The 25,902-nt window shown below is 57.7% G+C and carries 18 protein-coding genes; 9 read left to right on the top strand and 9 right to left on the bottom strand.

Annotated elements, in window-relative coordinates; translation table 11 throughout:
* Nucleotides 1–25: 25 nt before the first annotated feature.
* From ACUZ9Q_RS11685 to ACUZ9Q_RS11675, 3 genes are all read right to left on the bottom strand, one after another.
* A complete protein-coding gene (locus ACUZ9Q_RS11685; protein ID WP_192113278.1) occupies nt 26–2,269 on the bottom strand; it encodes a sensor domain-containing diguanylate cyclase in 2,244 nt (747 codons plus the stop codon).
* Between the two features lie 534 nt (nt 2,270–2,803).
* On the bottom strand, nt 2,804–3,475 hold the full coding sequence (locus ACUZ9Q_RS11680) for an adenylate kinase (RefSeq protein ID WP_192113279.1): 672 nt from the start codon (nt 3,473–3,475) through the stop codon (nt 2,804–2,806).
* A gap of 132 nt (nt 3,476–3,607) precedes the next feature.
* Complete coding sequence (locus ACUZ9Q_RS11675; RefSeq protein WP_192113280.1) at nt 3,608–7,057, bottom strand: AsmA-like C-terminal region-containing protein; 3,450 nt, start codon at nt 7,055–7,057, stop codon at nt 3,608–3,610.
* 145 nt (nt 7,058–7,202) lie between these two features.
* On the opposite strand from ACUZ9Q_RS11675, the gene ACUZ9Q_RS11670 reads away from it, so the two are divergent.
* A complete protein-coding gene (locus ACUZ9Q_RS11670) occupies nt 7,203–8,255 on the top strand; it encodes a glycosyltransferase family protein (RefSeq protein ID WP_215647923.1) in 1,053 nt (350 codons plus the stop codon).
* 46 nt (nt 8,256–8,301) lie between these two features.
* Here ACUZ9Q_RS11670 and ACUZ9Q_RS11665 read toward each other — a convergent pair whose 3' ends face one another.
* Complete coding sequence (locus ACUZ9Q_RS11665) at nt 8,302–8,685, bottom strand: hypothetical protein (protein WP_449247921.1); 384 nt, start codon at nt 8,683–8,685, stop codon at nt 8,302–8,304.
* Between the two features lie 83 nt (nt 8,686–8,768).
* Between ACUZ9Q_RS11665 and ACUZ9Q_RS11660 the strand changes: the two genes are divergently transcribed.
* The 4 genes from ACUZ9Q_RS11660 to ACUZ9Q_RS11645 all read left to right on the top strand — a co-directional run bounded on the left by ACUZ9Q_RS11660 (nt 8,769) and on the right by ACUZ9Q_RS11645 (nt 13,448).
* Nucleotides 8,769–10,196 carry a radical SAM protein gene (locus tag ACUZ9Q_RS11660; protein WP_449247920.1) on the top strand — a complete coding sequence of 476 codons (1,428 nt, stop codon included), beginning with the start codon at nt 8,769–8,771 and terminating at the stop codon, nt 10,194–10,196.
* Nucleotides 10,197–10,493: 297 nt separating this feature from the next.
* Entirely contained in the window at nt 10,494–10,940 is a 447-nt protein-coding gene (locus ACUZ9Q_RS11655) for a flavodoxin (RefSeq protein WP_300555212.1), read from the top strand.
* A 248-nt stretch (nt 10,941–11,188) separates the two neighbouring features.
* Entirely contained in the window at nt 11,189–12,175 is a 987-nt protein-coding gene (galE, locus tag ACUZ9Q_RS11650) for a UDP-glucose 4-epimerase GalE (protein ID WP_308586447.1), read from the top strand.
* Between the two features lie 274 nt (nt 12,176–12,449).
* Complete coding sequence (locus ACUZ9Q_RS11645; protein ID WP_233483265.1) at nt 12,450–13,448, top strand: bifunctional methionine sulfoxide reductase B/A protein; 999 nt, start codon at nt 12,450–12,452, stop codon at nt 13,446–13,448.
* 118 nt (nt 13,449–13,566) lie between these two features.
* Here ACUZ9Q_RS11645 and ald read toward each other — a convergent pair whose 3' ends face one another.
* From ald to ACUZ9Q_RS11630, 3 genes are all read right to left on the bottom strand, one after another.
* The gene (gene ald, locus ACUZ9Q_RS11640; protein ID WP_233483264.1) at nt 13,567–14,685 is read right to left on the bottom strand and encodes an alanine dehydrogenase; all 1,119 of its coding nucleotides are present in this window, start codon (nt 14,683–14,685) and stop codon (nt 13,567–13,569) included.
* 188 nt (nt 14,686–14,873) lie between these two features.
* Nucleotides 14,874–15,944 carry a BMP family lipoprotein gene (locus ACUZ9Q_RS11635; RefSeq protein WP_297894208.1) on the bottom strand — a complete coding sequence of 357 codons (1,071 nt, stop codon included), beginning with the start codon at nt 15,942–15,944 and terminating at the stop codon, nt 14,874–14,876.
* Nucleotides 15,945–16,114: 170 nt separating this feature from the next.
* The gene (locus ACUZ9Q_RS11630) at nt 16,115–16,795 is read right to left on the bottom strand and encodes an IS1595 family transposase (RefSeq protein ID WP_449247358.1); all 681 of its coding nucleotides are present in this window, start codon (nt 16,793–16,795) and stop codon (nt 16,115–16,117) included.
* A gap of 297 nt (nt 16,796–17,092) precedes the next feature.
* Between ACUZ9Q_RS11630 and ACUZ9Q_RS11625 the strand changes: the two genes are divergently transcribed.
* Complete coding sequence (locus ACUZ9Q_RS11625; RefSeq protein WP_192113292.1) at nt 17,093–18,484, top strand: radical SAM protein; 1,392 nt, start codon at nt 17,093–17,095, stop codon at nt 18,482–18,484.
* Nucleotides 18,485–18,622: 138 nt separating this feature from the next.
* On the opposite strand, the gene ACUZ9Q_RS11620 is transcribed toward ACUZ9Q_RS11625, so the two are convergent.
* Nucleotides 18,623–20,080, bottom strand: a complete 1,458-nt coding sequence (locus tag ACUZ9Q_RS11620) for a sodium:proton antiporter (RefSeq protein WP_449247919.1) — start codon at nt 20,078–20,080, stop codon at nt 18,623–18,625.
* A gap of 180 nt (nt 20,081–20,260) precedes the next feature.
* Between ACUZ9Q_RS11620 and ACUZ9Q_RS11615 the strand changes: the two genes are divergently transcribed.
* Nucleotides 20,261–20,851 (top strand): TrmH family RNA methyltransferase, encoded by a 591-nt coding sequence (locus ACUZ9Q_RS11615; protein ID WP_192113294.1) that lies wholly within the window; start codon nt 20,261–20,263, stop codon nt 20,849–20,851.
* A gap of 111 nt (nt 20,852–20,962) precedes the next feature.
* The gene (locus ACUZ9Q_RS11610; RefSeq protein ID WP_449247918.1) at nt 20,963–21,850 is read left to right on the top strand and encodes a DMT family transporter; all 888 of its coding nucleotides are present in this window, start codon (nt 20,963–20,965) and stop codon (nt 21,848–21,850) included.
* A 166-nt stretch (nt 21,851–22,016) separates the two neighbouring features.
* Here the strand turns inward: ACUZ9Q_RS11610 and ACUZ9Q_RS11605 are convergent, their stop codons facing one another.
* Complete coding sequence (locus ACUZ9Q_RS11605; RefSeq protein WP_215648095.1) at nt 22,017–22,628, bottom strand: hypothetical protein; 612 nt, start codon at nt 22,626–22,628, stop codon at nt 22,017–22,019.
* Between the two features lie 211 nt (nt 22,629–22,839).
* On the opposite strand from ACUZ9Q_RS11605, the gene uvrA reads away from it, so the two are divergent.
* Nucleotides 22,840–25,797, top strand: coding sequence for an excinuclease ABC subunit UvrA (uvrA, locus tag ACUZ9Q_RS11600; protein ID WP_192113297.1), 2,958 nt, complete (start codon nt 22,840–22,842; stop codon nt 25,795–25,797).
* Nucleotides 25,798–25,902 lie beyond the last annotated feature (105 nt).

Here is a 25,902-nt window from a genome sequence, read left to right as displayed (position 1 = left end):
GGCGGGGCAAAGGGGGCGAAGAGTGTTATTGCAGAGGGTCGCCCTGCTGGGCATCGCCATTCATCTCTTTATAGAACACGCATCTGTTTCTGCCCAGTTTTTTTGCCGCATAGGTGGCCTTGTCTGCCTTATTGAACAGTTCGGCATAGGTTGTGCCGTCCCGTGGGCTGCATGCCACGCCAACGCTGGCGGTCAGGGTGAGGCATGAGTGCTGGTCGCAGCACTGGGTGTGCAGTTGTTCCACTAGTATGTGGGCGCGCTCGCGTATTCCGTGCAGCGACATCTTTTCTGTACAGAAAACCAGAAATTCATCGCCGCCGATGCGTCCCACAATGTCCACGCCACGGAAATTGCGGCGGATGATCTGGGCCATGTCAAAGAGGGCCTTGTCGCCCATGGCATGGCCGAAACGGTCATTGACGCCTTTGAAATTGTCAAAATCAACCATGAACATGGCATAGAATTGCGGCAGGGGGGATTCGTGCGTTTCCAGAAATTGGGATACTGCCTTCTCCGTAGACATCTTGTTGCGCATTCCGGTGCCGCTGTCGCGTGTGGCCTGGGTGCGTAATTGCAGCTCCAGAGATTTTTGCTTGTCGATATCAGTAATAATGCCAATGGAGTAGATGGGGGAACCCTGGGTATTGGCTATGTTGGAGGCCTCAATGCGAAACCAGCGGTATTCCCCCTCGGCATCACGCAAACGCGCTTCAAGGGTGCATTTATACTGATGCGGCGCAAGGCGCACTTCTTTTTGAAAAGCCACCAGGCGTTCCTGATCGTCAGGAAACAGCGGGATGGCCGGGTCGTTCTCGAGGATATTGAAAACAGCTCCGAAGGTGTGCAGCCATTGGGCCGAACATGAAAAATAGCCATTGACCAGATTTTGTTCAAATATGTTGATGTCGTGCTGTTCCAGAATAAACTGGTAACGCTCATCGGATATGCGTTTGGAAAGCGCCGCTTCTTTATTGCGGGTAATGTCAAAGACAATGCTTTGTATGTACGATCGGCCGTGCTCAATGTTGACCACGGACCCTTTGTGGTACAGCCAGATCAATGCTCCGTTCTTGGTGCGGGTGCGGTATTCCACGTCTATGGGCTGGCTGTTTTTCATCTGCTTGCGCATGGTGCGCAGCGTGGATTCGCGGTCTTGCTCATATACTGTGGCAGAAAAGCTGTTGCCGTATGTTTTTTTAAATTCCGCCTCGGTAAATCCGAGCATTTTTACATAATTGGGGCTGACAAAAAGGAATGTGCCATCAGGGCTGAAAAATTTGAGCACCCCGCCGGACATGCTGGTGATAATGGAGCGGTAATCCTCCTGCTGGCGGCGCAGCTTGCGTGAGGAGTTGCGCTCGAGCAGCAGCAGGAATGTGAGGATTATGCCAGCCAGAATGACCAGCCGCCAGACAAGCTCATTGGTGATGAGCGACTGTTTTGAAGCTGCCGCATTGCCTGCTTGCTGCGGAACAAAGGAAACCATGCGCCAGCCAAAACGTTCAACAGGCGTTGTGGCGATGAAAAGGCCCGTGGCTTTGTCGAAAAAAGTTATGGACTGCTGCGCGCCGTCTGCAAATTTTTGTCGCAATATGTCCGTCACATTCGGGGAAAGCCCGCATGTGGCGAACGAAGCAAAGAGGTCGTCCATGGCCTTGCCGGGGGGCGGCGACCAGAACAGGGGCTGGCCTGAATCGTCAAAAACCATGTTGTAGGTGTTGTTGCTGAACGCCCACGTTTCCATATTGCTTTCTATGGCTTCTGCCGGGAATTCGCTGATAAGAACCGCCTGTACCTTGCCGCGGGCAACCAGCGGGTTGGCAATAATCAGAAGCCGCGGGCCGGTGGTGCTGCCAGCAGTCGCAACATGGGTCAAGCCCTGGCGTGCGCGTAAAAAAATCGGGTCGTTGCTGTAGTCTGTCTGCGCCCCTCCGCCGTCAAAACCTTTGCCTTCAGCATCCGCAATGCTGAAACGCCGCACGCCATGGGCGTAAAACAGAGGGGCAAGGCCAAGCACGTATTCCCTGCTGACGCGGTAATCCTGTTGCGCCAGATACTTGGTCATGCCGCTCATTTCCATCATGCTGTTGCGCACAGCCTGATAAAAATTGTTGCCCGCGCGGGCGTTCACCTCGGCAAGGCGCGTAAGTGTAGTGGCAGAGATGTTTGATGTAACATCGCTTGCGTAATCATGAATAAAAAATATTGGGGCAAGAAACAGGAGGACAAGAACGGCAAATGATATGAGAGGCTTGGAGATATCTGACATGTCTCATTATCCGTGGTGTTTGAACCAGGGTAGGCCGTTGAGACGAAAGAACTCCTGAGCATGGCCCGGGAGTTTGTATCTGCACGGTGCGGCAAAAGAGCCGCTGAGTATCAGTTGCTGCCGCTCCAGCTGTATAGGGGGAGTCTCTGTATCACTGCCAAAAGCCGGGAAAGGGAAAATTCTTCTGTTTGTACTTTTCCTGTTATGCGTAAGGAAAGTGCAATCAGTATCAGTAGTCGTGATATTTTCTAGAGTTTACGTGCGGTTTCCAGATGTTGTCAACATATATAGTCTGGATAATATTGTTTATTTGTAACAAGCTATAACACGATGGATTAACTGTTAAAAATATTGTTGAGGCCCAATTTGCAATGGCGGATGTGATCTGCCTCCTGTGCGGCAATCACATGACAGCTTGGCAAAAACAGCAAAAGGCCCTGCAAAAGCAGGGCCTTTTCTATACATAACCGCTTACAGCAAGATGTTTACCGGGCAGACCGCCGAGGCAGGCGCTCTTGGCTGTAGAATGGCAAACTAGGCAAGCTTGGAGAGCAGGGTTTCCTTGATGGAATCAATGCTGCCTTCGCCATTCAGTTCGATGTATTTGGTTTTGCCAGCGCCAGCGAGGTCTTTGTAGAAGTACGCGGCGGCCAGGGTGCCATCGGTGGTGTTGTAGTAAATGTCGTGACGTTTGTTGATGGCGGTTTCGTCCTGATCATCGGAGCGGCTGGAAAGCGCGCCGCCACAGACGCGGCAGACATCGCCGTTGGGCTTGATGGCGTCGATGAAGATGTTGTTGGGGTGGTTGTTGTTATTCTTGCAGAGGCGGCGGCCCATGATGCGGTTTTTGGCCACTTCGCGGGGCAGAAGAATTTCAACCACGTAGTCAAGCTGCATGCCTTCTTTCTGAAGGGCGTCCCACAGCTTCTGGGCCTGCACGGTATTGCGGGGGAAGCCATCAAGCAGCCAGCCCTGCTGACCCTTGGTCTTCAGGGTTTCCAGCACCATGGGAATGGTGATGTCATCGGGCACGAGGTCGCCGCGATCAATGTAAGCCTTGGCTTTTTTGCCCAGCTCGGTGCCGCCGCCGATGTGTTCACGGAAGATGGCCCCGGATTCGATGTGGGCGAGGTTGTACTTCTGCTTGATCAGGTCGCCCTGAGTGCCTTTGCCGCTGCCGTTGGGGCCAAAAATAAGGATATTCACTGGTACTCTCCTTGCCGGAACCGAGTTAGTTTGTGCAAAAAAGAACACAACTGGCACCCTATCCCCTAAAATAGGCCCTGTCAACGGGTGCTGGGAAGAATGCTCGACATGTTGCAGCCCGCAGGCCGCTGCTTACCGAAAGAGCTTCCAGGTGCCTTCCACCACGCTGCCAAGCACATCTACAAAACCCTGGGTGATGCCGCCAATGGTGTTGAGCAGCAGTTTGCCAGCGCCAATAGATGTTTTGCTGTTGTCCAGGCTGCCATAAAGGCGCATGGGGAATTCTGGAAGATTCTTCATGTTTACGGTAAAGTTACAGTCAAGGGTCTCACTATTGAGGTCTATCCATCCGCCGCCGGTAACGGTGAGATCCTGCCCCTTGAGATAAAAATCACCACTTTTTGCAATGCCGTTGGTGATTGCGCCGGAGCTGCCCGCAGCATCAAAGCGGGTGGGTTTGCCCTTGAGCTGGCCGTCTTTGTCGCGTGACTGGTAAAAGCCATTATGAACGTTGAAGCGCCATTTGCCGTTCAGGCGCGCAGGGAGCTGGTTTGCCCCTGTCAGCTCTGCGTCAACCTCGGAGCTTATGCTCGCGCGCCCGCCAAGGGCAGCGCTGCCGCCGCGATCCTTGCTTGCTGCGGCAAGGTCAAAGCCCTCGATGGACAGGGCATTGGCAAATCCCATCCCTTTGTTGAAGCGCATTTCACCATGAGCAGACACGGGGGAGCCATAAAATTTGCCGCCCTGGCTTTCATAACGCAGGGTTCCGTTTTCCATTTTGGCTTTAAGGCGCAGGTCATCGGTGCGCAGTTTCCACAGGGTGAGCTGGCCAACGTGCGCTTCGCCTTCAGCGGAAAATGCCCGCATGAAGCGCAGATCCCACGGTTTGCTCTCAGCCTTTTTTTTGTTCTTGCCGCCATCTGCCTGCCCGGCGGCCTTGTCGCCCACGTAGCGGTCAAGATCAATCTGCGGAGCGGAGAGCTTGAATCTCAGGGCCAGCTCCTTGCGCCAGTCGAGGCTGATACTGCCGGAAATATCGTTTTGATCCACCTTGGCGCGGAACTCTGACAGCGCCAGGGATCCGCTATCGCCCTTAAAGGCAGTGTCCAGCTCGATCCGGCGAAGGGGTTGGGGCACATTGGGGTTGGCAGCGCCAAGCAGGCGCAGTGTTTTTGTGCTGTCCGGGATAAAGGCGGAAACCTTGCCCTGCCAGACCATGCCGTCCTTGCCCATGCCCAGTTGCCCTGCGCCGGAAATGTCCGCCCCCAGGGCGTTCACGTGCATATCTGTTGCCGAAAGCTGGTTGCGCGCCGCCTGACAACTGAATTTGCCGCTGATCTGCGCTTGCAGGCCCTCTGGCTGAAAGGATTTTTCCGGGCTGAGGCCCAGGCTGATGGTGCCGGGCAGGTTTTGAAAATCCATGTTGCCGCCGCCCTGGCCATCGCCGCTGAACCAGAGCCTGCCGTTAAGGCCCACGCTGGCGTCAATGCCTTCATCTTCAATGGTGGCGGTCCACTGGCCTTCAAGGCCCAGACGGCTTTGCTCCCAGGCCGCCGTGCGGACTTTAAGGTTTACATCAAGCGCTTTAAAGCCCACTGCGCCGGGGGAGGCCTTGCCGGGGATATTGTTCGGCGGGCGCAACTGGCCTTTTTCGGCCCTGGCGCTTACCGTGCCGCGCAACTTGCCCAGAAAAACATCCAGCTCCCGTCCCTGGCTCATGACGTCCACATCACCGCGCAGCTTGCCGCCGCTCACGGGCATGACCGGGAGGTCTTTCGCCAGATTTTCGCCGTTAATGTCACGCATGTGCAGGCGGATGGCGTAGGGGGTATCCGGGTGACCGCCCATGATGGTGTCGCCCTTGACGCTGCCGCCGTATAACGTGCCGTCAACAATCAGCAGCGTGTCTTCAAAATGCGTGACCTGGTCGACCAGCCCCTGCTTGATGACGACCAGCGCGTCGCTGATAACAATGGGGCCGTAGTTCACCCGGGTTGCAGCCAGGCGGATGTTGTAATCAAGACCGATTTCGCCGGGTTCGACCGGTTTGCCGGGCATGGGAGTGAGCGGCCCGTGGCCGTATCGCGGCTCGGCAGGCAATACCCCCACAGATTCAGGGATGGCGCGCCCCAGATTCACAGTCTCGGCCTTGAGATCCAGCAGCAGTTCAGGCCTGGCCCAGCTCGCAACGCCGCCGGAACCCAAAAAGCGGCTGCCAGCGGCGGTTACATCAATATGCGGAACGCGCAGCCCTTTGCCGTCCACTGAAAAATCAAGGGTGCCAAGGGTTACTTCGTCCAGGGCCACCTGAAGGCCGGGCGCCAGATTGCGGGCAAAGCCCAGCCACTCCGTCAGGCTTGCGCGCTGCAGCTGCAGGCGGCCTTCGATACTGAATGTGTCCGGCCCGCCAAGGCGCAGCATGCCATTGACGTTCACATCATCCTGCCCAAGCCGCAGGCGCAGGTTTTCAAGGCTGATGCCTTGATCTTCCTTGTTGCGTTGGGCCACGGTGCCGGTCACGTGGGCAGGCAGCAGCACTTCATCCTTGCGCAGTTCGCCTTCAAGGTCGCTGGTCAGGCTCCAGCCATTGGCATCAGCCTTGAGGCCCAGTGCGAAGTTGAGGCGGGCCAGCCAGTTGGGCAACTGCATGGTGCCTTTGGCCGCCAGTTGCGGCGTTTTTGCCAGTGGGGCCGAGAGGTCTGTCTTGCCTTCCAGATTGAGGTGTTCAATCCGGGCTGGCAGTTGGCCTTCTGGCTGAAGAATCGCTGTGGCGCAAAAAAAGTTGCCCTCAAGGCGCGTGGCCGAGGCTGTTTCCACATCGCATTGCAGCCCGCTTGCCGCCAGTTGTGTTTTGTCCGCGCCTGTGATGTCCACTTCGCCCTGTGAAACAGCCAGCCTGAACCGACCCGGCAAAATGCCCGGCAAAAGAGCCGTGCCTCCAGTCGTGTCCCCGGCAAGCCGGGCAAGCCATGATTGCACGGAATTCTGCGCAGGGGGCTGCTCTTGCGCGGCAGCGCTTTGCAGGGGGGCCGCCGCATCGGTTACGGCTGGGATTGTTGCATCTTGTGTCGGCGGATTGCTGGCCTTTGCCGTGGAGGAAGCGGCAGGCTGAGGGGCGGCTTTTGGGGGAGTTCCGCCATTTGCTGGCGCAGCCTGAGCTGCAACAGGCTGGTCGGCTTCGGCAGTGTCAGGGAACAGAAAGGGCAGGCTGAGAGCCACGGGCAGTTCGCCCTTGAGGCGGGGGCGCAGCAGGGTGATATTGCGGGGCAGCAGTTCGCCGCGCAGCAGCGCCAGAAAGTCGGGCCGGAGTGTGGCGTAGGCAACGGTAAAACTAAAGTTCTTGCCCTCCACGCTGGCATTGCTGACAGCCAGGGAGGGCAACGGCAAAAGGGCCACATTGACCGATTCAACAGTAATATTCAGGCCGGTGCTGGCGGCAATCTGTTCAATATAATGTTGGGCCAGTGCCTCGGGATTGCGTTGCAATAGCCAAAAGACCGCCGCCGACATAGCCGACAGGGTTAACAGAAGCGCCAGAAAAATGCGCGTGAGAAGGCGAAGTCGGCCAGGGTTGAGCAGCATGTGCATTCTCGCGTCTTGACGCCTTGGGGCGTCGAGGCTAGGTTTTGAACCTATTGCAAATCGGGCCTGTTGGCAACTGTCAGGCATGAGATGCCAAGCACTGTGCGCAGTTAGCGCAGAACCACATTACTGTTGCCGGGGGCGCATGAAGCGGCTTTTGTGGATAGGCAGTCCTTTTTTTAGCGACGCCCTTTCTTCCTGCGGCTGGGATGCTGTGGCCCGGCATAATTTTGAGCATGCCGCCGTGTTTGGCTGGCATGATCTGGTGCGTATTGCGGGTTTTGAGCCAGACGTGCTGGTAGTGGCCGACAAAAGCCGCGCTCCCTATGTGCTTGGCGTAGAGGACTTTCCGTGCCTCACTGTGTTCTACAGCGTGGATTCTCACATCCATTCGTGGCAACCGTATTACGCTCAGGCTTTTGATGTCTGCATTGCGTCTTTGCGTGATCATTTGCCGCGTTTTGCAGGGCCATATCTGCCCGCAGATCGGGTGTGGTGGTCACCTGCCTTTGCCTGGGCTCAGGATGCGCCCGAGCCTCAGACAGCCAAGGATATGGACTGCGTGTTTGTGGGCACGGTCAATGCCAATCTGCCGTGCCGCACAGCCTTTCTGGAAAAGTGCCGCAGCGGATTGCCGGAATTGCAGATTGTAACCGGCTCCTACCGCCATTTATACGCCCGGGCGCGGGTGGTGCTGAACCACTGCGAGCACGGCGACCTGAACTTTCGGGTTTTTGAGGCATTGGGCTGCGGCAGTTGCCTTGTGACCCCGCGCATCGGGCACGGGCTGACGGATATCTTTGCCGAGGGCGAGCACATGCTCTGCTATGGGGCGGATACGGCGGACAATGGCAGTATTGTAGATGCTGCAACCGCTGCTGGCGAGGCCGTGGCCCAGGTGCGCTATCTGCTTGAGAACCCGGATGTTGCTGCGCGCATGGGGCAGGCCGCGCTGGCCTGCATAGATGGAGGCCATAGGGCGGTGCACCGCGCAAGAACATTCAGCGACAAGGTGCGCGCCCTCCTGATCAGCGACCCGCAGTGCGTTGCGCGCCGCAGGGGCAGGGCCGCAGCTATCCGCAAGGATTACCTGCGATTGCCCTATTTGCATTGGGCCGAGGAGTTGCGCAGTACCGGGTTGAGCGAGGCCTATCTGGCGGCTGCCAAGGGAGAATTCGGGCTGACAGGGCGGGAATGAGCATTAAAAAAACGTTGAGAATGGGTATTCTCAACGTTGATGGTGTTTAATTTCTGCTGTTCCTGCCCGATGAAGCAGGGATGCCCACAGCCGGGTCAAAATGCAGATCCAGCGCCGGGTCTACAGCGGGCGCAACGCTGACGCTCTGCGCGGGTTCATCAAAACTCAGATGCAGCAGGGGGTCTTGTGCTGGCTGCGGGGCAGGGCGGGGCGCAAGGCGGGCGGCTCCCCTGGGGGAGAACTCTGCATCGGCAGGTTCCGTCATGTCCAGCGCGTCAAGGCGCGATTCCAGCGAGCGCAGCAGCACACGCATCTGGGCGTGCTCTTCGTGCAGCGCCCTGCAAAGTTTTTCCTGGCTGCGCAGCATGTGATACAGCACGGCCAGTATTCCGAAAAAACACAAAAAAATGAAAAGCATGATGGAAAACATGGCAGGCCTCCAAAAATACGGGCCGGGAAGGCCCGGCCAGCAGTTTTTATATACGTTCAACACCTCTTGGGCAAGGAGCTTTTATGGCCGCGCAACACATTGAACCGCATCTTGTAATGGCAGACGAGCGCGGCAATATCTATGACGATCCCGATCTGCTCATGGTCTGTCGGCGTGGCGCTCAGTGGGGGCTGCCGCGTCCGGACGAGCTGATTCCCCTGCCGGAGGAAAGCGAGTTCTTTCTGTTGCCTGGCAGGCAGGCTGTGGGCCTTGACCCCGAAACCGGGCGCATCGCGCCCCCTGAGGGCGAGGCCCAGCTTGCCGTGGCGGCCTTTGCCTCACCCGGCTACACGCTTTCGGCCCACCCTGCCTATGAAAGCGGCGAAAACGCACCCATGTTGCCCCTGTTTGCCTACGGAGCCGTGGGCTTTGCCAGAGGGCGGTTCTATATCTGCGCCCGCAGGGTGGATAGCGAACCCCGGCAGATTTTCAGCAATATTCCGCGTGGCCGCATTGAGCAGGGTGCCCGCGCCCTGCTGCGCGATTACCCCAAGAACAGGCTTATCCGGCATATTATGGATAACTGCGTGGCGCGCTACGATTGCCCTGCGGCCCGCAACTTTGCCCTAGGCCGCTACGAGGCCCCGTTGCCGTCGTCCCGCGCCTGCAACGCCAGCTGTATTGGCTGTATTTCCGCGCAGGAGAAAGATTCGCCCATTCAGTCAACGCCGCAGTGCCGCCTTGCCTTTACGCCCAGCCCGGAAGAACTGGCCGAGGTCATGCGCGTCCATTCCGGGCGTGAAACCCGTACGCCAATTTATTCCTTTGGGCAGGGCTGCGAGGGCGATCCGCTCATGAATCCCGATCTTCTGGTGGAGAGCGTGCGTCAGTTCCGCGCGGGCGATGGCCCCGGCACGGTCAACTGCAATACCAACGCCTCCCGGCCCGAGGCTGTGATCCGCCTCGCGGAAGCCGGGCTGACCAGCATGCGCGTGAGCCTGAACAGCGCCCGAGGCGGCCTCTATGAGCGCTATTACAGGCCATCCGGCTATTCCTTTGACGATGTGCGCGCCTCCATCCGCGAGGCACGCAGCCGTGGCATCTGGGTTTCGTTGAACCTGTTGGTCTTCCCCGGTGTTACGGATACGGAAGAAGAGCTGGACGCTCTGGCGCGTCTGGTGGGCGAAAACGGCGTGAGCATGATCCAGTGGCGCAACCTCAATATTGATCCCGAATGGTACTTCAAGCTTATGAGCGGCGGCGAGGGGCAGCAAAAACTGGAACTCTCGCCCAGCATGGGGCTGACATCGTTCATGAAGCGCCTCAAGAAGCTCTGCCCCTGGCTGCGCTATGGCTATTTTAATCCCTATCTGGGTGCAAAGGCCGAACTTGCCGCGCCCATGCCGGGCGAATGGACCATGCCAGCCCCGCGCGCCAGGGAAGCGGCAACGGAAGATGGTCTGGACGCCGGGGCGGAAGAGGACTCGCACAACGGTTCAGACAGCGAATAATTAGCGTATTCTACCGGTTAACATTTTCGGAGCCTTGCGAGTTGCGCGGGGCTCCGTTTTTTTCGCCTTTTTTTATTTTTGTGACCAATATCACAGTTTTTTCCTGCTGGCAGTGCTGAGGTGGAGTTGCGCAGGGTGTGATTCCCGCACAATCTGCTCGAAAAATGCCGGGCGTGGGTGACAGGGATGTAATAAAAGAGTCATGGTGATTCTTCCCCTTGACAGGCGAATCGAACATCCCTATCCATTTAGAAAATGAATTTCAATTTTAAATAAGACGCAACGAAGGAGAATGTCATGAGTAAGGTACTGATTGTTTTTGGTTCCAGCACTGGCAATACGGAAAGCATCGCCCAGAAGCTTGAAGAACTGATTGTTGCTGGCGGGCATGAAGTCACGCTGCTCAACGCGGCGGACGCCTCGGCAGAGAACCTGGCTGACGGCTACGATGCCGTTCTGTTTGGCTGCTCGGCCTGGGGCATGGAAGACCTGGAAATGCAGGACGACTTTTTGTCCCTGTTTGAGGAATTTGACCGCATCGGGCTGGCTGGCCGCAAGGTAGCCGCCTTTGCATCCGGCGACCATGAATATGAACATTTTTGCGGCGCGGTGCCTGCCATTGAAGAGCGCGCCAAGGAACTGGGCGCGACCATCATTGCCGAGGGGCTCAAGATGGAAGGCGACGCCTCCAACGACCCCGAAGCCGTGGCCTCGTTTGCCGAGGATGTGCTCAAGCAGTTGTAAAATTCTGCTGCGCACGGCGTTAAGCCTTTCGGCTGCGTCATATGGGCCCGCTGTGTTCCAGGTCAGTGTCATGTCTGTCCTGAAGCCGGCGGGCTTTTTCTTTGCGTTCATCGTGCAGCTCTTCTCCGATTCTCACTCTCAGGCTGTACCGGTGCGCAGACAAGACATTGCACCTCTTGCCAAACCCTTACGTCGAGTGCAGAATTATTGTTCGCAAGAGCGAAACGTAACGGACAAGCGAGGAGTTCATGGCAATTCTGGTTTGCGGCGGTGCCGGATATATCGGTTCCCACAATGTGCGCGCCCTTTTGGAGCGTGGCGAAACACCTGTGGTGCTCGACAATTTTCTTACGGGACATCGTAGTTCCGTTCCGCAGGATGTGCGCCTCTATTCCGGCGATATGCGTGATCCGGCATTGCTTGATGCCGTATTTTCAGAACAGCCCATTGAGGCCGTGCTGCACTTTGCCGCCTGCTCCCTTGTGGGTGAGAGCATGGAGCAGCCGCTCAAATATTTTCAGAACAACATACATGGCATGATGGTGCTGCTTGAAGCCATGGCGCGCCACGGGGTGGACAAAATCGTGTTTTCGTCCACGGCTTCGGTCTATGGCGAACCTGATGTCGTTCCCATTCCCGAGCACGCGCCACTGCGGCCCACCAATCCCTATGGCGAAAGCAAGCTCGCCATGGAGCGCATGATGCACTGGGTGGGCAGGGCGCACGGTATACGCTCTGTTATCCTGCGTTATTTCAATGTGGCTGGCGCATGGCCTCAGGGCCTTATTGGCGAGGATCACAGGCCGGAAAGCCATCTTATCCCCATCATTCTTCAGGTGCCGCTGGGCAAAAGACCCCATGTCACCATTTTTGGCGATGATTATCCCACACCCGACGGTACGTGCATTCGCGACTATCTGGACGTGATGGAACTGGCCGACGCGCACCTGCGTGCTGTGGATTACCTGCGTGGCGGCGGCGGCAGCGAAGTGTGCAACCTGGGCAACGGCACGGGATTTTCTGTGCGGCAGATGGTGGAAGCCGCGCGCCGTGTGACCGGGCGCGACATTGCCGTCAGCATCGGCGCACGCCGCCCCGGCGATCCGGCGCGGCTCATTGCCTCCGCTGAGCGCGCCGCCGAGGTGCTGGGCTGGACAGCCCGCGCTGATATAGACAGCATCATCGCCTCGGCCTGGAACTGGCACTCGCGTAATCCAGAAGGATTTTCCGAATAACATGCTGGTTTGCGCCGCAACCGTCTTGCGCCTGTCCGCTCTGCGGATGGGCGCTTTTTTGTGCGGTGCGCCGGAAGGGCAGACCGTGCATCCCCCTCGACATGATCGCCCTTGTGCTTATGTAAAACGTATGCGCTGCCTGCGCCGGGAGGAACCCATGCCCAGATTAGGACGAACGAGTTGTCTCCTTATTTGCACATTCATGCTGTTGGCTCTGCTGCCGGGTCTGCCGTTGGCGGTTTCTGGCGCTTCGCCCTCAGCTTCGGAGGTTTCGATGCAAAACACGTATCCCATGCCGCCGCTTTCAGGCCTGGAGGCGGACGTGCTGTTGCGCAAGGCCACAGAGCCGCCCTATACGGGCAAATATGTCAACAATCATGAGGCGGGCACCTATATCTGCCGCCAGTGCGGCATGCCGCTCTACCATTCTGACGACAAGTTTGAGTCCGGCTGCGGCTGGCCCAGCTTTGACACGGCAGTGCCCGGCGCGGTGCGCCGTGTGCCCGATGCCGATGGCCGCAGGGTTGAGATTATCTGCGCCAACTGCGGCGGGCATCTGGGGCATGTGTTTGAGGGCGAAGGATTTACAGAAAAAAACACGCGATATTGCGTCAATTCGCTGTCCATGAGTTTTGCCCCTGCGGGCAGCGATGCGGAAAAAGCGGCTCTGGCGCGGCTGGCCGCCAAAAAGGAAACCTCCGCTGCCGGGGGCGCTCCGCTGGCGGCTACGGGGGCTTCGGCGCTGACAGGTGCCTCTGGAGGATGCACGGCCACAGCCATTGTGGCTGGCGGCTGCTTCTGGGGGGTGGAAGACGCTTTTCAGAAAATACCGGGAGTGTGCGAGGCGATCTCGGGCTACACGGGCGGTCACACGGTCAACCCCAGTTATGAAGACGTGTGCCGGGGAGATACCGGCCATGCGGAGGCCGTGCTGGTGCGCTACGACCCCTCGCGCGTAGGCTACGAGCAGATTTTGCGCCGTTTTTTTGAAATTCACGATCCCACCCAGCTCAACAGGCAGGGGCCGGACTGGGGCGAGCAGTACCGCTCTGCGGTCTTTTATCAGGGCGCTGAGCAAAAGGCTGTGGCAGAAAAGCTGGTGGCGCGCCTGCGCGAGCTTGGCTACAAGGTGGTTACGCAGATTGCGCCTGCCGGGCCTTTTTATGAGGCCGAGGCCTACCATCAGGATTTTGCCCGCCGCACGGGGCGGGGCGTATGCCACATGTCTGTGCCGCGCTTTTCGCAACGGGTGGATGGAACCCCGGTTAAATAAAGGGCTTGGCTGACAGCGGCACGCTATTTTCCTCTGCTGAACGCAGACAGGCCCGTTTCAGGTGGCGGAGCGTCTGCTCTCCCTGAAACGGGCCTGAATTTTTTTGAATTTTTTGCAGTTAACGCAGAATCTGGGCAGTGGAGGCGCAGGGCAGCCCAAAGGCTTCGGCCACGCCAGCAAAGGTGCACTGCCCATCAACCGTATTGAGGCCGCGCTCAAGGGCGATATTTTCGCGGCAGGCGCTCTTCCAGCCTTTGTCCGCCAGCTCCACGGCAAAGGGCAGGGTCGCGTTGGTCAAGGCATAGGTTGAAGTGACCGGCACGGCCCCTGGAATGTTGGCAACGGCATAGTGGATGACGCCGTGCTTTTCATAGGTGGGTTCGTGGTGGGTTGTGGGCCTGCCCGCCGTGGTTTCAAACGAACCGCCCTGGTCAATGGCCACGTCCACCACCACGCTGCCGGGGCGCATGGTTTTGATCATGGCTTCTGTCACCAGTTTCGGGGCCATGGCGCCGGGAATAAGCACGGAGCCGATAACAAGGTCGGACTCCTGTACAGCCCCGGCGATATTGTATTCATTGGAAGCAAGGGTCTGGACGCGGGAAGAGAAAATGTCGCCCAGATAGCGCAGGCGGTTCAGATTGTTGTCAAGAATGGTAACTTCCGCGCCAAGGCCCATGGCCATCTTGGCGGCTTCCGTACCCACGGTGCCGCCGCCCACAATGGCGACCCTGGCGCGCTGCACGCCAGCCACGCCGCCCAGCAGCATACCCGCGCCGCCTGCCTGTTTGGTCAGGATGTAGGAACCCATCTGCACGGCCATACGGCCCGCCACTTCAGACATGGGGGCCAGCAGCGGCAGGCTGCGGTCCTTGGGCTGTACGGTTTCGTAGGCAAGGCCCACCACCCCGGAATTGAGCAGGGCGTCGGTAAGCTCCTTGTCCGCCGCAAGGTGCAGGTAGGTAAAGAGCAACAGGCCGGGGCGGAAATATTTGTATTCGCTGGGCAGTGGCTCCTTGACCTTCATGATCATTTCAGCCTTGGCCCATACATCGCCCACTGGCAGCATGCTCGCGCCAGCCTTGGCAAATTCGTCATCGCCAATACGGCTGCCAAGCCCTGCGCCGCTTTCTACCAGAACCTTGTGCCCGTGGTCAGTGAGCGCCTTGACCCCGGCGGGCGTGATGCCCACACGGTATTCATCGGCCTTGATCTCCTTGGTGACGCCAATAATCATGGATAGTCCTCGCAAGCTTATGGTTGTGGCGAAACCGGCAATACCGGTTACGCTGGGGGCATGCTTCTTCCATGGTCTGGGGCGCAGGGGGGGATGACGCCTTGCGGGCGGCCTGATCCGCCCGATATGAAACCGTATATTTTTTCCCGTTTATCAGCAATGAAATTGCGATGTTTTGCGGCGTGTTCTTACAGACAATCGCACAAGGTGCGTTCCCGCAATGATTTGAGCCGGATGCCGCCGTTGAGGATTTCACCCCGCAGTTCGCGCAGACGGCGATCCATATCCGGGGGAAGATTCTTGCCAGCCGCAGCCTTGAAAGGCTCCATGGATGTAATGTCCACACCACCGTTTTGCAGGTCGCGCACGAGGATTTCCTTGCCTGCAAAGTGGCCGGAGGCCGCTGCGGCTATGATCTCGTACACGGCCTTGTTGGGGTGCTTGAGGATGGAGGTGAGTACATGGCCGGGCAGCAGGCTGTCCTTGTCAGTGTTCAGGCCCACGGCGTAGGCGTTGCGCGCTTTAACCTCCTGCAATGCAGGGCCGTTGCCCATGCCGCTGGCCAGCACCAGAACATCCGCACCCTGGTCGAGCAGATTTTTCGCTGCGGCGCGGCCAGCCTCCGCATTGGCGAATGAGCCTGTAACCACGTTGACGACACGCACCTCAGGATCAATCACACGCGCGCCCTCGGTGAATCCTCCCAGCAGGGAGCGCATGGCGGGGCAGTCCTCGCCCGTTATCCAGCCGATAATTTTGCGTCCGCTTATGCCGGGCATGCCGGTCTGACGCGCAAGCATGGCCGCAGCCGCCCCGGCAAGATAGGCAGCCTGCTCGTCAGCAAAGGTCACGGACATTATATTGGGCGCGCGGATGCCGGTATCAATGCAGCCAAACATGGTGCGGCGAAAGTTTGCGGCGTTGTTGCGCAGCACTTCGTGCAGGCCATTGGAGGCCACCAGCACCAGATCATTGTTGCCCGCAGCGCTACGAAACATTTCCTGAAGCGCCGCCTCGTCATGCCCTGGCTGAGCTGTAATCACAGAAGCCTTGATGCCCAGCTCGCGCTCGGCCTGCCTTAAGCCGTCAACAAGGCTGTCGTTCCAGTCGTTGTCGCCCGTGGGCGTTTCAAGCAACAGGGCCACGCGCAGGGGGCCTTGCGTCTTTTCGGCGCCTGCGCAATGGGCGGGCCGGGAAAAGCCAAGGCAAAGGAAGAGCAGGAGTGTCAGCACAAGGGACACGGGGCGGAGTGGGAACATGGATTTTCCTTGGAGTGAAAGTGTCGGCAGCGGGATCTGTTTTTTCAAGGTTTCTGGCAGGCAGACCGCGCCTTTTTCGCCATGCGCAATATATCGCTGTGGCTTTTGCGGCGCAAGAACATCTGTTGGCTGACACTGCGCAAATAAATACAAAAAATTTTGGGTCATGACTAGGACAGAGGTTTTTCTCTGCACATTTTGAGGATGATTTTATACAAATCCTCACCTCTATGATTAAACCGAAACTCACATTCTTTCAAATGAAAATAAAAAGTCTGTCTTTGTATGCCCCGGAAGCGTACCAAACGAGTTTTGGCATAAGCCCAAAAACTCTCTATGCCATTGATATGGCTATATTCATTGGCAAATTCATTGTCACCATGGTGGACTCGATAATGTTTCTGGTAACCGAGATCTACCAAACCGTTATACCCTCTCCAACCGTCAGAATGAATAATACTTTCGGGATCCACGCGGCCACGGATGATGCCTTGCAGAGTGACCTTGGAGCAATTAGGGACAATCTCTGTATAAACCTTCCCTTGCCTTTTGAAGAGGCCAAAAACTATTGTTTTTCCTCTAGCGCCACGACCTCTGAGCCCTCGGACTCGGCGAGCGCCAAAGTAACTTTCATCAACCTCAACCTCGCCGGAAACAGGCGATTCTACTTCACAGGCAAAGGCAATTCTCTCTCTTATCCCCTGTAATAATCTATTCACGGTATTCCTGTTTAAATCTGTTACCTGGGCGATTTGAGTAGCATTTAAATCAACGCAAAAAAGCCTGAGAAGTTGACGGAATTTAGCCTCAGAAATTTTAGAACGAATGATGTACTTGTTTTTTATTGCCATAACTAGACATTAGCCTTTTATTGGCCTCTGTCCTAGTCATGGCCCAAAATTTTTATGTGTTTGATTTTTTAATAAGGCTGGATGCCGCAAATTATATCTATCCAGTTTAATTTAACTTATTTTGTTGCTGCCCGTAAAATTTATAGTTTGATTAATCAAACAACTTGGCGTACACACCTTGACTTGCGAATGTGAAATAAATAACGTGTTGCTTGTGAACAAAGTAACATGAAGCGCAGGATTGTTATTGCGATAATTCTGCTGAAGTTATTGAAAATTATTGCAAGGAAGGTTCCCATGTCTGTTGATGCACAGCCCCGCTGGTTTGATGCCCAGGCCATTGGTACAGCTCTGGAAAGGGAAACAGCACCTGACGCCGCAGAGCTTCGGGATATCCTCAACAAGTCACTTGAATTACAGCCTTTAACCTTGGCGGAAACCGTTGCCCTCATGCGTGTGCAGGACGGCGTGGGCGTTGGCCGCATCATGGCAGCCGCCGATGAAGTTAAGCAACAGGTTTACGGCGACCGCATTGTGCTTTCTGCGCCCCTGCACATCTCCAACCACTGCGGTAGCGAATGCCTGTATTGCGCCAACCGCAAAAGCAACAAGGCCGTTGAGCGCAAGTACATGACCTCGCCTGAAATGCGCGAGGCAGCCCTCAAGCTTATCCGTCAGGGCCACAAGCGTATTTTTCTTGTCAGCGGCCAATTGCCCAATGCGGATATTGAATATCTGGCCGAGGCCATCAGCATCCTGTACACGGCTTTTGACGGCGTGGGCGAAGTGCACAGCGTCAACGTAAACGTGGGCGCTCTGGAATCGCACGAGTATGCCGCCCTGCTGGAATCGTATGTGGGAACCGTGCTGATCTATCAGGACACCTACCACGAGGCCAGTTATCGCGCGGCCCATATCTCTGGCCCCAAGAGTGATTACTACGCCCGGCTGAACGCCGCAGATGTTGCTTTTCAGGCGGGTGTACCGGACGTGGGCGGCGGCCTGATGCTGGGCCTTGGCCCCTGGCAGTATGACCTGCTGGGTATTGTGCAGCATCAGGCGCACTTGCTGCGGGCCTATGACACCGGCTGCCGCACCCTGAGCCTGCACCGCATGCGTTGCGCCCCCGGCAGCAACATGCAAACTCCCTATCCCGTGAGCGATGCCGACTACCTGCGCTGCGTGGCTATTGCCCGGCTGGCGGTTCCTTACGCTGGCATCATCCTGACCACCAAGGAACCTGCGGGCCTGTGGCGCGATGGCTGTAGCGCGGGTGCTTCGCAATTGCTCACAGGCAGCGTTGCCAACCCCTACGGCAACTGGATCGACAATCCCGAGCACAAGGTTCCCTTCCCCATTGGCGAAGACTGCCATGTGGATGAAGTGGTGCGTTTTCTGCTGGAAGAAGCCCGCCACCTGCCGTCATTTTGCGCGGCCTGCCCCCGGCTGGGGCGCACGGGCGAGGAGTTCCTTTCCATGGTACGCGAGTGCGGCATGAAAAATCAGTGCGGCCCCAACTCTGCGGCGTCGTTTCTGGAATTTCTGCTGCACTACGCTACGCCCTACACGCGCATGATTGGCGAACAGCTGTTGGCCGAAAAAATGGAAAGGATGACCACGGGTGAGCTTGGCGCGGCCAAAAGGCTGCTGACCAAGGTGCGCGCTGGCCGTATTGACGAATTCATTTAACAGACCGCTTGCAGATAAAACCCTCAACGGCAAGCGTACTCTGTTGTTAACGCAGAAAGGCGGGCTTTATGCCCGCCTTTTTGTATGTTGGCGTTGTCAGGTTGTGTCAGCAGTCAGCTCCCCGGCCAGCCCAGCCGCCTAGGTAAAGAAAAACCAGGTCAGCAGGGCAAACAGCGGCACAAGAATGCAGACCGACCACAGAATGTAGCCGAAAAACCCAGGCATACGCACGCCCTGATCTTCCGCAATGGCCCGCACCATAAAGTTGGGCGCGTTGCCTATGTAGCTGCATGCGCCCATAAAGACCGCGCCAGCCGAAATGGCCGACAGAGTTTCGGGCATATGGTGCATGAGCGTTTGCGCATCACCCCCCGCCGTGTTGAAAAAGACCATGTATGTCGGAGCGTTATCCAGAAAACTGGAAAGAATGCCCGTCAGCCAGAAGTACATGGCATTGACCGGCTGCCCATCACGCGAGACCAGTTCCACCAGCGGGGCCAGCGCGCCGGAGGTTCCTGCCTTGAGAATGGCCATGGCCGGAATCATGCTGACAAAAATGCCAAAGAACAGTTGGGCCACCTCTTCAATGGGCCCCCACGTAAAGCCGTTCAGTTCGCGGCATCTGCGGCTGGTATGGCGCATGGAAAGCCACGCCAGGCAGAGCAGGGCGGCATCGCGCAGCACGTTTTGGGCTTCCAGAGGCACGCCGCCCACCGTGGCGATTGTTCCCAGCGGGAACAGGCCGGAAAGCAGCACGGCAAGCACCACGCCCAGCAGGAACAGCAGGTTGATCTTGCCGTCAAGCCCGAGTTTTTCCTGGCTGGGCATTAGTTGCCCCGGCTTCGCGGGCGCGGAGTCAGCAGGGCTGATCGGCGGTACGGGGCGGCCCTCCTTATTATAAAGCACCATGTCCAGAACAAAATAGATCGCCAGCAAGGCTGTGGACAGGCTCAGGGTTTTCAAAAACAGGTGCGAGGTTGTCCAGAAAAAGTCCACGCCCTTCAAAAAACCCAGAAACAGCGGCGGGTCGCCCAGCGGCGAGAGTGAACCGCCGATGTTTGCCACCAGAAAGATGAAAAATACCACAGAATGCACACGGTATTTGCGGTGCGCATTGGCCCGCAGCAGCGGGCGCACAAGCAGCATGGCCGCTCCTGTGGTGCCCATCCAGCTTGCCAGCACGGTTCCTATGGCAAGAATCCCCAGATTCACTGGCGGCGTACCCGTGAGGGAGCCCTTAAGGCGTACCCCGCCCGCAACCGTGTACAGTGAAAAAAGGAGCACAAGGAAGGGCACGTAATCCAGCAGGATGATGTGGCAGAATTCATAGAAGGTCACGCCGGGGCCATAGACAGCCAGACATGGGACAAGAAAGGCGAGCGCCCAGAAAATGGAAATCTTGCCCCTGTGATGTTCCCAGAAAACATGGGCGGTCAGCGGCAGTATGGCTATGGAAAGCAGCATGCCCGCAAAAGGGATGATCCACCATGCGGAGAGGGTGCCGGGAACTGTAAGATGGTCGGCGGCGGCAAGAGCCGTGTAGGGAGTAAGCAGCAGTGCGCTCAGAGCATATGCAGAGAGGCGGAATAGATTCATGTTGCTCCTGAAAAAAGTGAATGGATTGCAGGTCGATAAGAAAAATCGGCCAAGACTAGTGTGTTAAATGTACCCTAATTGGCATTATCCGTCCATCCCTGCAGATCGGCGCACTTGCCTGAAAGGCCGTTTTCTGCCACACAAGGGCAGCAATAAATTACAATGTGTAAGGAATCAGCTATGCCCAAAGAACCTACAGCACGGCGCAAGGCCCGCTTTCTGGAAGTGCTGAGTCACCGCCAGCCGGACCTTACACTGGTGCTTGCCAATATTCACGACCCGCACAACGTTTCGGCCATTTACCGCTCGTGCGATGCCTTTGGCGTCAGCCGCGTGCACCTGTATTACACCAACACGGCTTTTCCCGTGCTGGGGCGCAAGACCTCCGCTTCTGCCCGCAAGTGGGTGGAAAGCGTGCGTCATAAAACCAGCGAAGACATGCTTGCCGAACTGCGCGGTCAGGGCATGCAGGTGCTTGCCACCTCGTTTACAGAAAAGGCCCGCCCCATGCGGGAATGGGATTTTACCCGCCCCACGGCAGTGATTATGGGCAACGAGCACAGCGGCGTTGAGCCGGAACTGCTGGCCGCAGCCGATGGCGAGCTGTACATCCCCATGTACGGCATGATCCAGAGCTTCAACGTGTCTGTGGCTTCAGCTATCATTCTTGCAGAAGCAGCCCGCCAGCGCGAGGCCGCAGGCATGTACGCCACCCCGCGCTTTGATGAGGCAACTCTCGCAACCCGTCTTGGGGAGTGGCTGGAAAAATAGCGATTGCCCGAACTGGCCGATATCCGGCCACGAAAGCCCGGGCCGCCCGCGCGGCGTATGCGGGCGATACTTCGGGCTTCCGCAGCATGTAACTATTCGCCAAGAATAGTCATGAACAATCCCGCGCTGATCTGTCAGGCCTATGCCTTTGCCACCGTCGTGCTGTGGTCAACCGCCTATGTGTACACCAAGGTTGCGCTGGCGTTTTTTACGCCGGGGCCGTTGGGCCTTGTGCGGTGCGCTGTTGCGTCGCTGGCCTTTGTTGGCATCCTGCTGGCAAGGGGCAGGGCGAGCGGGAGATTTTTTGTTCCTTCTGCCCGGCATCTGCCCCTGTTTGCGGCAGCAGGGCTGAGTGGCTTCACGCTGTATCTGCTGGCCTTCAATGAGGGTTCCATCACCCTCAACCCCACGACCAACTGCATTGTCATTTCCACGGCTCCCATTCTGACGGCGGCGCTGGCGCGTCTGTTTTTCAGTGAGCGTTTGCCCGTGCTGCGCTGGCTGGCGCTTGCGCTGGCATTTGGCGGCGTAGTGGTGATGAACGGCGGCGGGCGCGGATTTATGCTGGCCCCCGGCATGGGCTGGGTGCTGGTGGCCGCAGTGCTCATAAGTCTCTATAATATCACGCAGCGCACGTTGTCGCGACACTACGGCTCCATGGAAATCGCCGCCTGGAGTTTTTTTGCGGGTACGCTGTTTTTGCTGTACTGCCTGCCGCAAACCGTGGCCCAGTTGCAGGCTGCGCCCGCCAGCGCGCTGTGGCTTGCACTTTTTCTGGGGATTTTCCCCAGCGCGGCTGCCTACCTGCTCTGGACCAGAGCTCTTGCCCTTGCCCCCCGCACAAGCCTTGTGACCAACTACATGTTCCTGACGCCCTTTTTGTCCATGCTGCTTGATTTTGCGGTGACGGGCGACCTGCCGGAGGCCGCCACCTTTGCGGGCGGGGCGATCATTATGGGGGCTTTGGTGCTGTTCAGCCTTGCGGGCAGGCGGGGTTAAACAGTTCTTTTGCTTTCTGGCAACGCCAGAGAATAAAATAGCCATGTAGCTGTTGCCGCCACGCTGACTTTTTACACAAAAACAAGGCCCGTTTCTGCTGGATATTTTCCGTCAGAAACGGGCCTTTCCCTTGCGGGAACCCAACCCTGATTTTTATGCTGAGCTGTTAATCAGCCTGCGGCTGCACCAGCTTGTCAAAACTTTTGCCATTCCACTGAAAGCTTACGTCATTGTCTACCGGGACATGTGCCATGCCCGTATTGGTCCAGAACATGGGCTGCGCCTTGAGACCGCCGAGGCCAAGGCAGATCATGACCGTAGCCTGAACATCGGGCGGCATTTTGCGGCCCGGGGCAAAAAAGGCGCTTATGTCCGGTTCTTGCGGGGTGTCCACAGGTACGGCGCGGCCAGAGGAGTCAACCCGCCACAACTCAAGGGTGCACACCGCGCCGCCCAGAGTGCCGAATGCGGCAAGTACGGAGCCGTCCGCAACGTTGCGGAACAGGCGCAGGGCAACGGCTGTATCCCTGAACGGCATGGAGGCGAACACCAGAACGTCCTCCGTTTCTCCGGCGATCTCCCAAAATTCCGAATGCCCTGCGGAAAGCAGTTTCTGCTTTTCCTGCGGACTCAGACCTTCAGGAGTGTTTTCAAAAATACTTTCGGGCAGCAGTGCAAAGATACTGCGGGCAGTGACCTCGCTTTCGGCGGCCTGCGCAGAATCCGACAGTGCGGCAAGCAACAGAACAATCAGTAAACAGTGTATATGACGCGGCATACATCCTCCCGCAGACAGATGGTTGCAGAAACAGACGTGCTGTAAAAATTTTTATACCGCTTTCGGCAAGGCTTGTCCATGCACGCAGGCAAAGGATTGCGCGAGCCGGGCGGTTGGGCGGCGGCAAGCGCATTTTGCAGCGGCGGGCGCGCGCAAAAATACGCTGGCTCTGCCCTTGCCAATGCCCCTTGGGCCGCTTACATATGCTTTCATGAACACAAGCAAGCCCTGCATCCACATCGAAAAGGCCCGCCAGCACAATCTCAAAAACATCAGCCTGGACATCCCACGCGACGAGCTGGTGGTGATTTGCGGCCCGTCAGGTTCCGGCAAGTCAACGCTGGCGTTCGATATCGTGTACGCCGAAGGCCAGCGCCGCTATGTGGAATCGCTGTCTGCCTACGCCCGCCAGTTTTTACCCCAGATGGACAAGCCGGACGTGGAAAAGATCGAGGGGCTTTCGCCCGCAATCTCGCTTGAACAGCAGAGCGTTTCGCGCAACCCGCGTTCAACCGTGGGAACGGTCACGGAAATTTACGACTTTTTGCGCGTATTTTTTGCCAGGCTTGGGCGCATGTATTGCCCCCAGTGCGGGCGGCCCATCGAGGCCCGCGCGGCAGATGAAATCATTGGCGATATCATGGCCCTGCCGCAGGGCGCCAAGTTTATGGTCATGGCTCCGCTGGTGGAACTTCAGAAGGGCACGCATCAGGACAAGTTCAAAAAACTCAAGGCTGAAGGTTTTGCCCGTGTGCGCGTCAACGGCGAGTTTTATACGCTGGACGATGTGCCCACGCTGGACAAGAACAAGAAGCACTCCATTGACCTGGTGGTTGACCGCCTGGTGAACAAGGAGGGCATCCGGGGGCGTCTGGCGGATTCGGTCGAGCTGGCCCTGCGTTATGGCGAGGGCCGCCTTGTGCTGCACGAGCCGGACAAGGCCGCCGCAGGGCAGGATGCAGACACCGTGCATTCCACCACTTCGGTGTGCGCGCATTGCCGTATTTCTCTGCCTGCTCCCAGCCCGCAGCTGTTTTCGTTCAACGGGCCGCAAGGGGCCTGCCCGCGCTGCGTAGGCCTTGGCGGCGTGGATTATTTTGAGCCGCGCCTCATTGCGCCCAACATGGGGCTTTCGCTGAACACGGGCGCACTGCTGCCCTGGGCCACGGATAAAATGTTCAGCCGCTATGAGGACGCCCTCAAGGCTCTGGGCAAACGCTTCAAATTTCAGCTTTCCACGCCGCTGGAGCAGTTTAGCGAAGACGCGCTTTCCGCTCTTTTTTACGGCGAGGATGAACAGGGCCGCCCTGCGCGCGCTTCGCTGGGCCTGCGCCGCAACTGGATGGGCGGCAGCGTGGCCCTTGGCGCTGGCGGCGATTACCAGAGCGAGCATTTTTCTGATGCCCTGCGCACGCAGGGGCAGGTGGGCGTGAGCGAAAAACGCTGGCCCGGCGTTATCCCCCTGCTTGAAAGCGGCATGCAGTACGGCGATGCATGGCGCGAGGCCCTGTCTCGTTATCGGCAGACCATGGATTGCCCGGACTGCCACGGAGCGCGGCTGAACACCAACGCGCTTTCCGTGCGGGTGGACGATCTGAATATCGCGCAGTTCTGCAACCTTTCGGTTGAGCGCGCGCTGGAATGGCTGGAAAAACGTGAATTTACGGGGCGGCATGTTGTCATTGCCGAACCGCTCATGAAGGAATTGACCCACCGCCTGTCGTTCATGCGCAGCGTGGGGCTTGAGTACCTTTCGCTGGGGCGCTCCATGTCCACGCTTTCGGGCGGCGAGGCCCAGCGCATCCGTCTGGCATCGCAACTCGGTTCAGGTCTTGTTGGCGTTACCTACGTGCTGGACGAACCCTCCATCGGTCTGCATCCGCGTGACAACGAGCGGCTGCTGGGAACCCTGCGTTCACTCCAGGCGCGCGGCAATACCGTGCTTGTGGTGGAGCATGACGAGGCAACCATCTGCGCGGCGGATACGGTCATTGAACTTGGTCCCGGCTCCGGCTCGCAGGGCGGCGAAATCATGTTTCAGGGGCGGGTGGACGATCTGCTCGGCAAGGCGGATACCCTCACGGCCCGTTACCTGCGCGGCGACGACGTGATCGCCCTGCCGGATGAGCGGCGCGAAGGACAGGGGGCGCTGGTCATGCACGGCATAACCACCAACAACCTGCGCAATATTGATTGCCGCATCCCTCTGGGCGTGCTCACCTGTGTGACCGGGGTTTCCGGCTCAGGCAAGAGTTCGCTGGTGGTGGATACGCTCTACAAGCATGTGGCCCTGAACCTTGGCCTGCGCGTGGATCAGCCCGGCACCATCGGCGGGCTGGAATATGAAAAAGGCTCCGCGCCTGTGGAGCGCATTGTGGCCATTGACCAGACGCCCATTGGCCGCACGCCGCGTTCCAACCCCGCCACCTACACCAAGATTTTTGACGAAATTCGCAATATTTTTGCCATGACTCAGGACGCCCGCAAACGTGGCTACAAGCCGGGGCGTTTCAGCTTTAACGTGCGTGGGGGCCGTTGCGAAGCCTGCGGAGGCGACGGGCAGATTCGCGTTGAAATGCATTTTTTGCCCGACGTGTACGTGACCTGCGATGTGTGCAAGGGCAAACGCTATAACCATGAAACCCTTGAAGTGCGCTACAAGGGCCTGAACATCGCCGAGGTGCTCGACCTCACCGTGCATCAGGCCCGCCAGCTTTTTGAAAGTTATCCCTCGCTGGAGCGCCGCCTTGCCGTGCTGGAAGAGGTGGGGCTGGAATATCTGCGGCTGGGGCAGCCCGCCACGACTCTCTCGGGCGGCGAAGCCCAACGTATCAAGATTTCGCGTGAATTGGGCAAGCGGTCCCTGCCGGGAACCATGTACATTCTTGACGAGCCGACCACGGGCCTGCACATGCACGAGGTGGGCAAGCTTATCAAGGTGCTGCATGCGCTGGTGGACAGGGGAGCCAGCGTGGTGGTTATCGAGCACAATACAGACATGATTCTGGCATCCGACCATGTGCTGGATATGGGTCCCGGCGGCGGCGAAAACGGCGGGCAAATAGTCTCTGCCGGAACGCCCGAGGCCATTGTTGCTGACCCCAATTCCGTCACCGGGCGCTTCCTCATGCAGGAGAGGCTGGACAGGCTCAAGCGCAGACGGGAATAACATCCTCAAATAAATAAACTGTCAGACTGCCGTAATGCCCTGTTGCATGGCGGCTTGTTGGGCGCATCCGGTTTACCGGATGCGCTTTTTTCTGTCAGCCATCCT

The sequence above is a fragment of the Desulfovibrio desulfopostgatei genome (genome assembly GCF_053570645.1).
This window is presented reverse-complemented; position numbering and strand designations above follow the sequence as displayed.

What these genes read in the sequence shown, in the direction of transcription:
- ACUZ9Q_RS11685 (WP_192113278.1), bottom strand. Translation starts at nt 2,269, where the DNA reads ATGTCAGATATCTCCAAGCCTCTCATATCATTTGCCGTTCTTGTCCTC.
- ACUZ9Q_RS11675 (WP_192113280.1), bottom strand. Translation starts at nt 7,057, where the DNA reads ATGCTGCTCAACCCTGGCCGACTTCGCCTTCTCACGCGCATTTTTCTG.
- ACUZ9Q_RS11670 (WP_215647923.1), top strand. Translation starts at nt 7,203, where the DNA reads ATGAAGCGGCTTTTGTGGATAGGCAGTCCTTTTTTTAGCGACGCCCTT.
- ACUZ9Q_RS11665 (WP_449247921.1), bottom strand. Translation starts at nt 8,685, where the DNA reads ATGTTTTCCATCATGCTTTTCATTTTTTTGTGTTTTTTCGGAATACTG.
- ACUZ9Q_RS11660 (WP_449247920.1), top strand. Translation starts at nt 8,769, where the DNA reads ATGGCCGCGCAACACATTGAACCGCATCTTGTAATGGCAGACGAGCGC.
- ACUZ9Q_RS11655 (WP_300555212.1), top strand. Translation starts at nt 10,494, where the DNA reads ATGAGTAAGGTACTGATTGTTTTTGGTTCCAGCACTGGCAATACGGAA.
- galE (WP_308586447.1), top strand. Translation starts at nt 11,189, where the DNA reads ATGGCAATTCTGGTTTGCGGCGGTGCCGGATATATCGGTTCCCACAAT.
- ACUZ9Q_RS11645 (WP_233483265.1), top strand. Translation starts at nt 12,450, where the DNA reads ATGCAAAACACGTATCCCATGCCGCCGCTTTCAGGCCTGGAGGCGGAC.
- ald (WP_233483264.1), bottom strand. Translation starts at nt 14,685, where the DNA reads ATGATTATTGGCGTCACCAAGGAGATCAAGGCCGATGAATACCGTGTG.
- ACUZ9Q_RS11635 (WP_297894208.1), bottom strand. Translation starts at nt 15,944, where the DNA reads ATGTTCCCACTCCGCCCCGTGTCCCTTGTGCTGACACTCCTGCTCTTC.
- ACUZ9Q_RS11630 (WP_449247358.1), bottom strand. Translation starts at nt 16,795, where the DNA reads ATGGCAATAAAAAACAAGTACATCATTCGTTCTAAAATTTCTGAGGCT.
- ACUZ9Q_RS11625 (WP_192113292.1), top strand. Translation starts at nt 17,093, where the DNA reads ATGTCTGTTGATGCACAGCCCCGCTGGTTTGATGCCCAGGCCATTGGT.
- ACUZ9Q_RS11620 (WP_449247919.1), bottom strand. Translation starts at nt 20,080, where the DNA reads ATGAATCTATTCCGCCTCTCTGCATATGCTCTGAGCGCACTGCTGCTT.
- ACUZ9Q_RS11615 (WP_192113294.1), top strand. Translation starts at nt 20,261, where the DNA reads ATGCCCAAAGAACCTACAGCACGGCGCAAGGCCCGCTTTCTGGAAGTG.
- ACUZ9Q_RS11610 (WP_449247918.1), top strand. Translation starts at nt 20,963, where the DNA reads ATGAACAATCCCGCGCTGATCTGTCAGGCCTATGCCTTTGCCACCGTC.
- ACUZ9Q_RS11605 (WP_215648095.1), bottom strand. Translation starts at nt 22,628, where the DNA reads ATGCCGCGTCATATACACTGTTTACTGATTGTTCTGTTGCTTGCCGCA.
- uvrA (WP_192113297.1), top strand. Translation starts at nt 22,840, where the DNA reads ATGAACACAAGCAAGCCCTGCATCCACATCGAAAAGGCCCGCCAGCAC.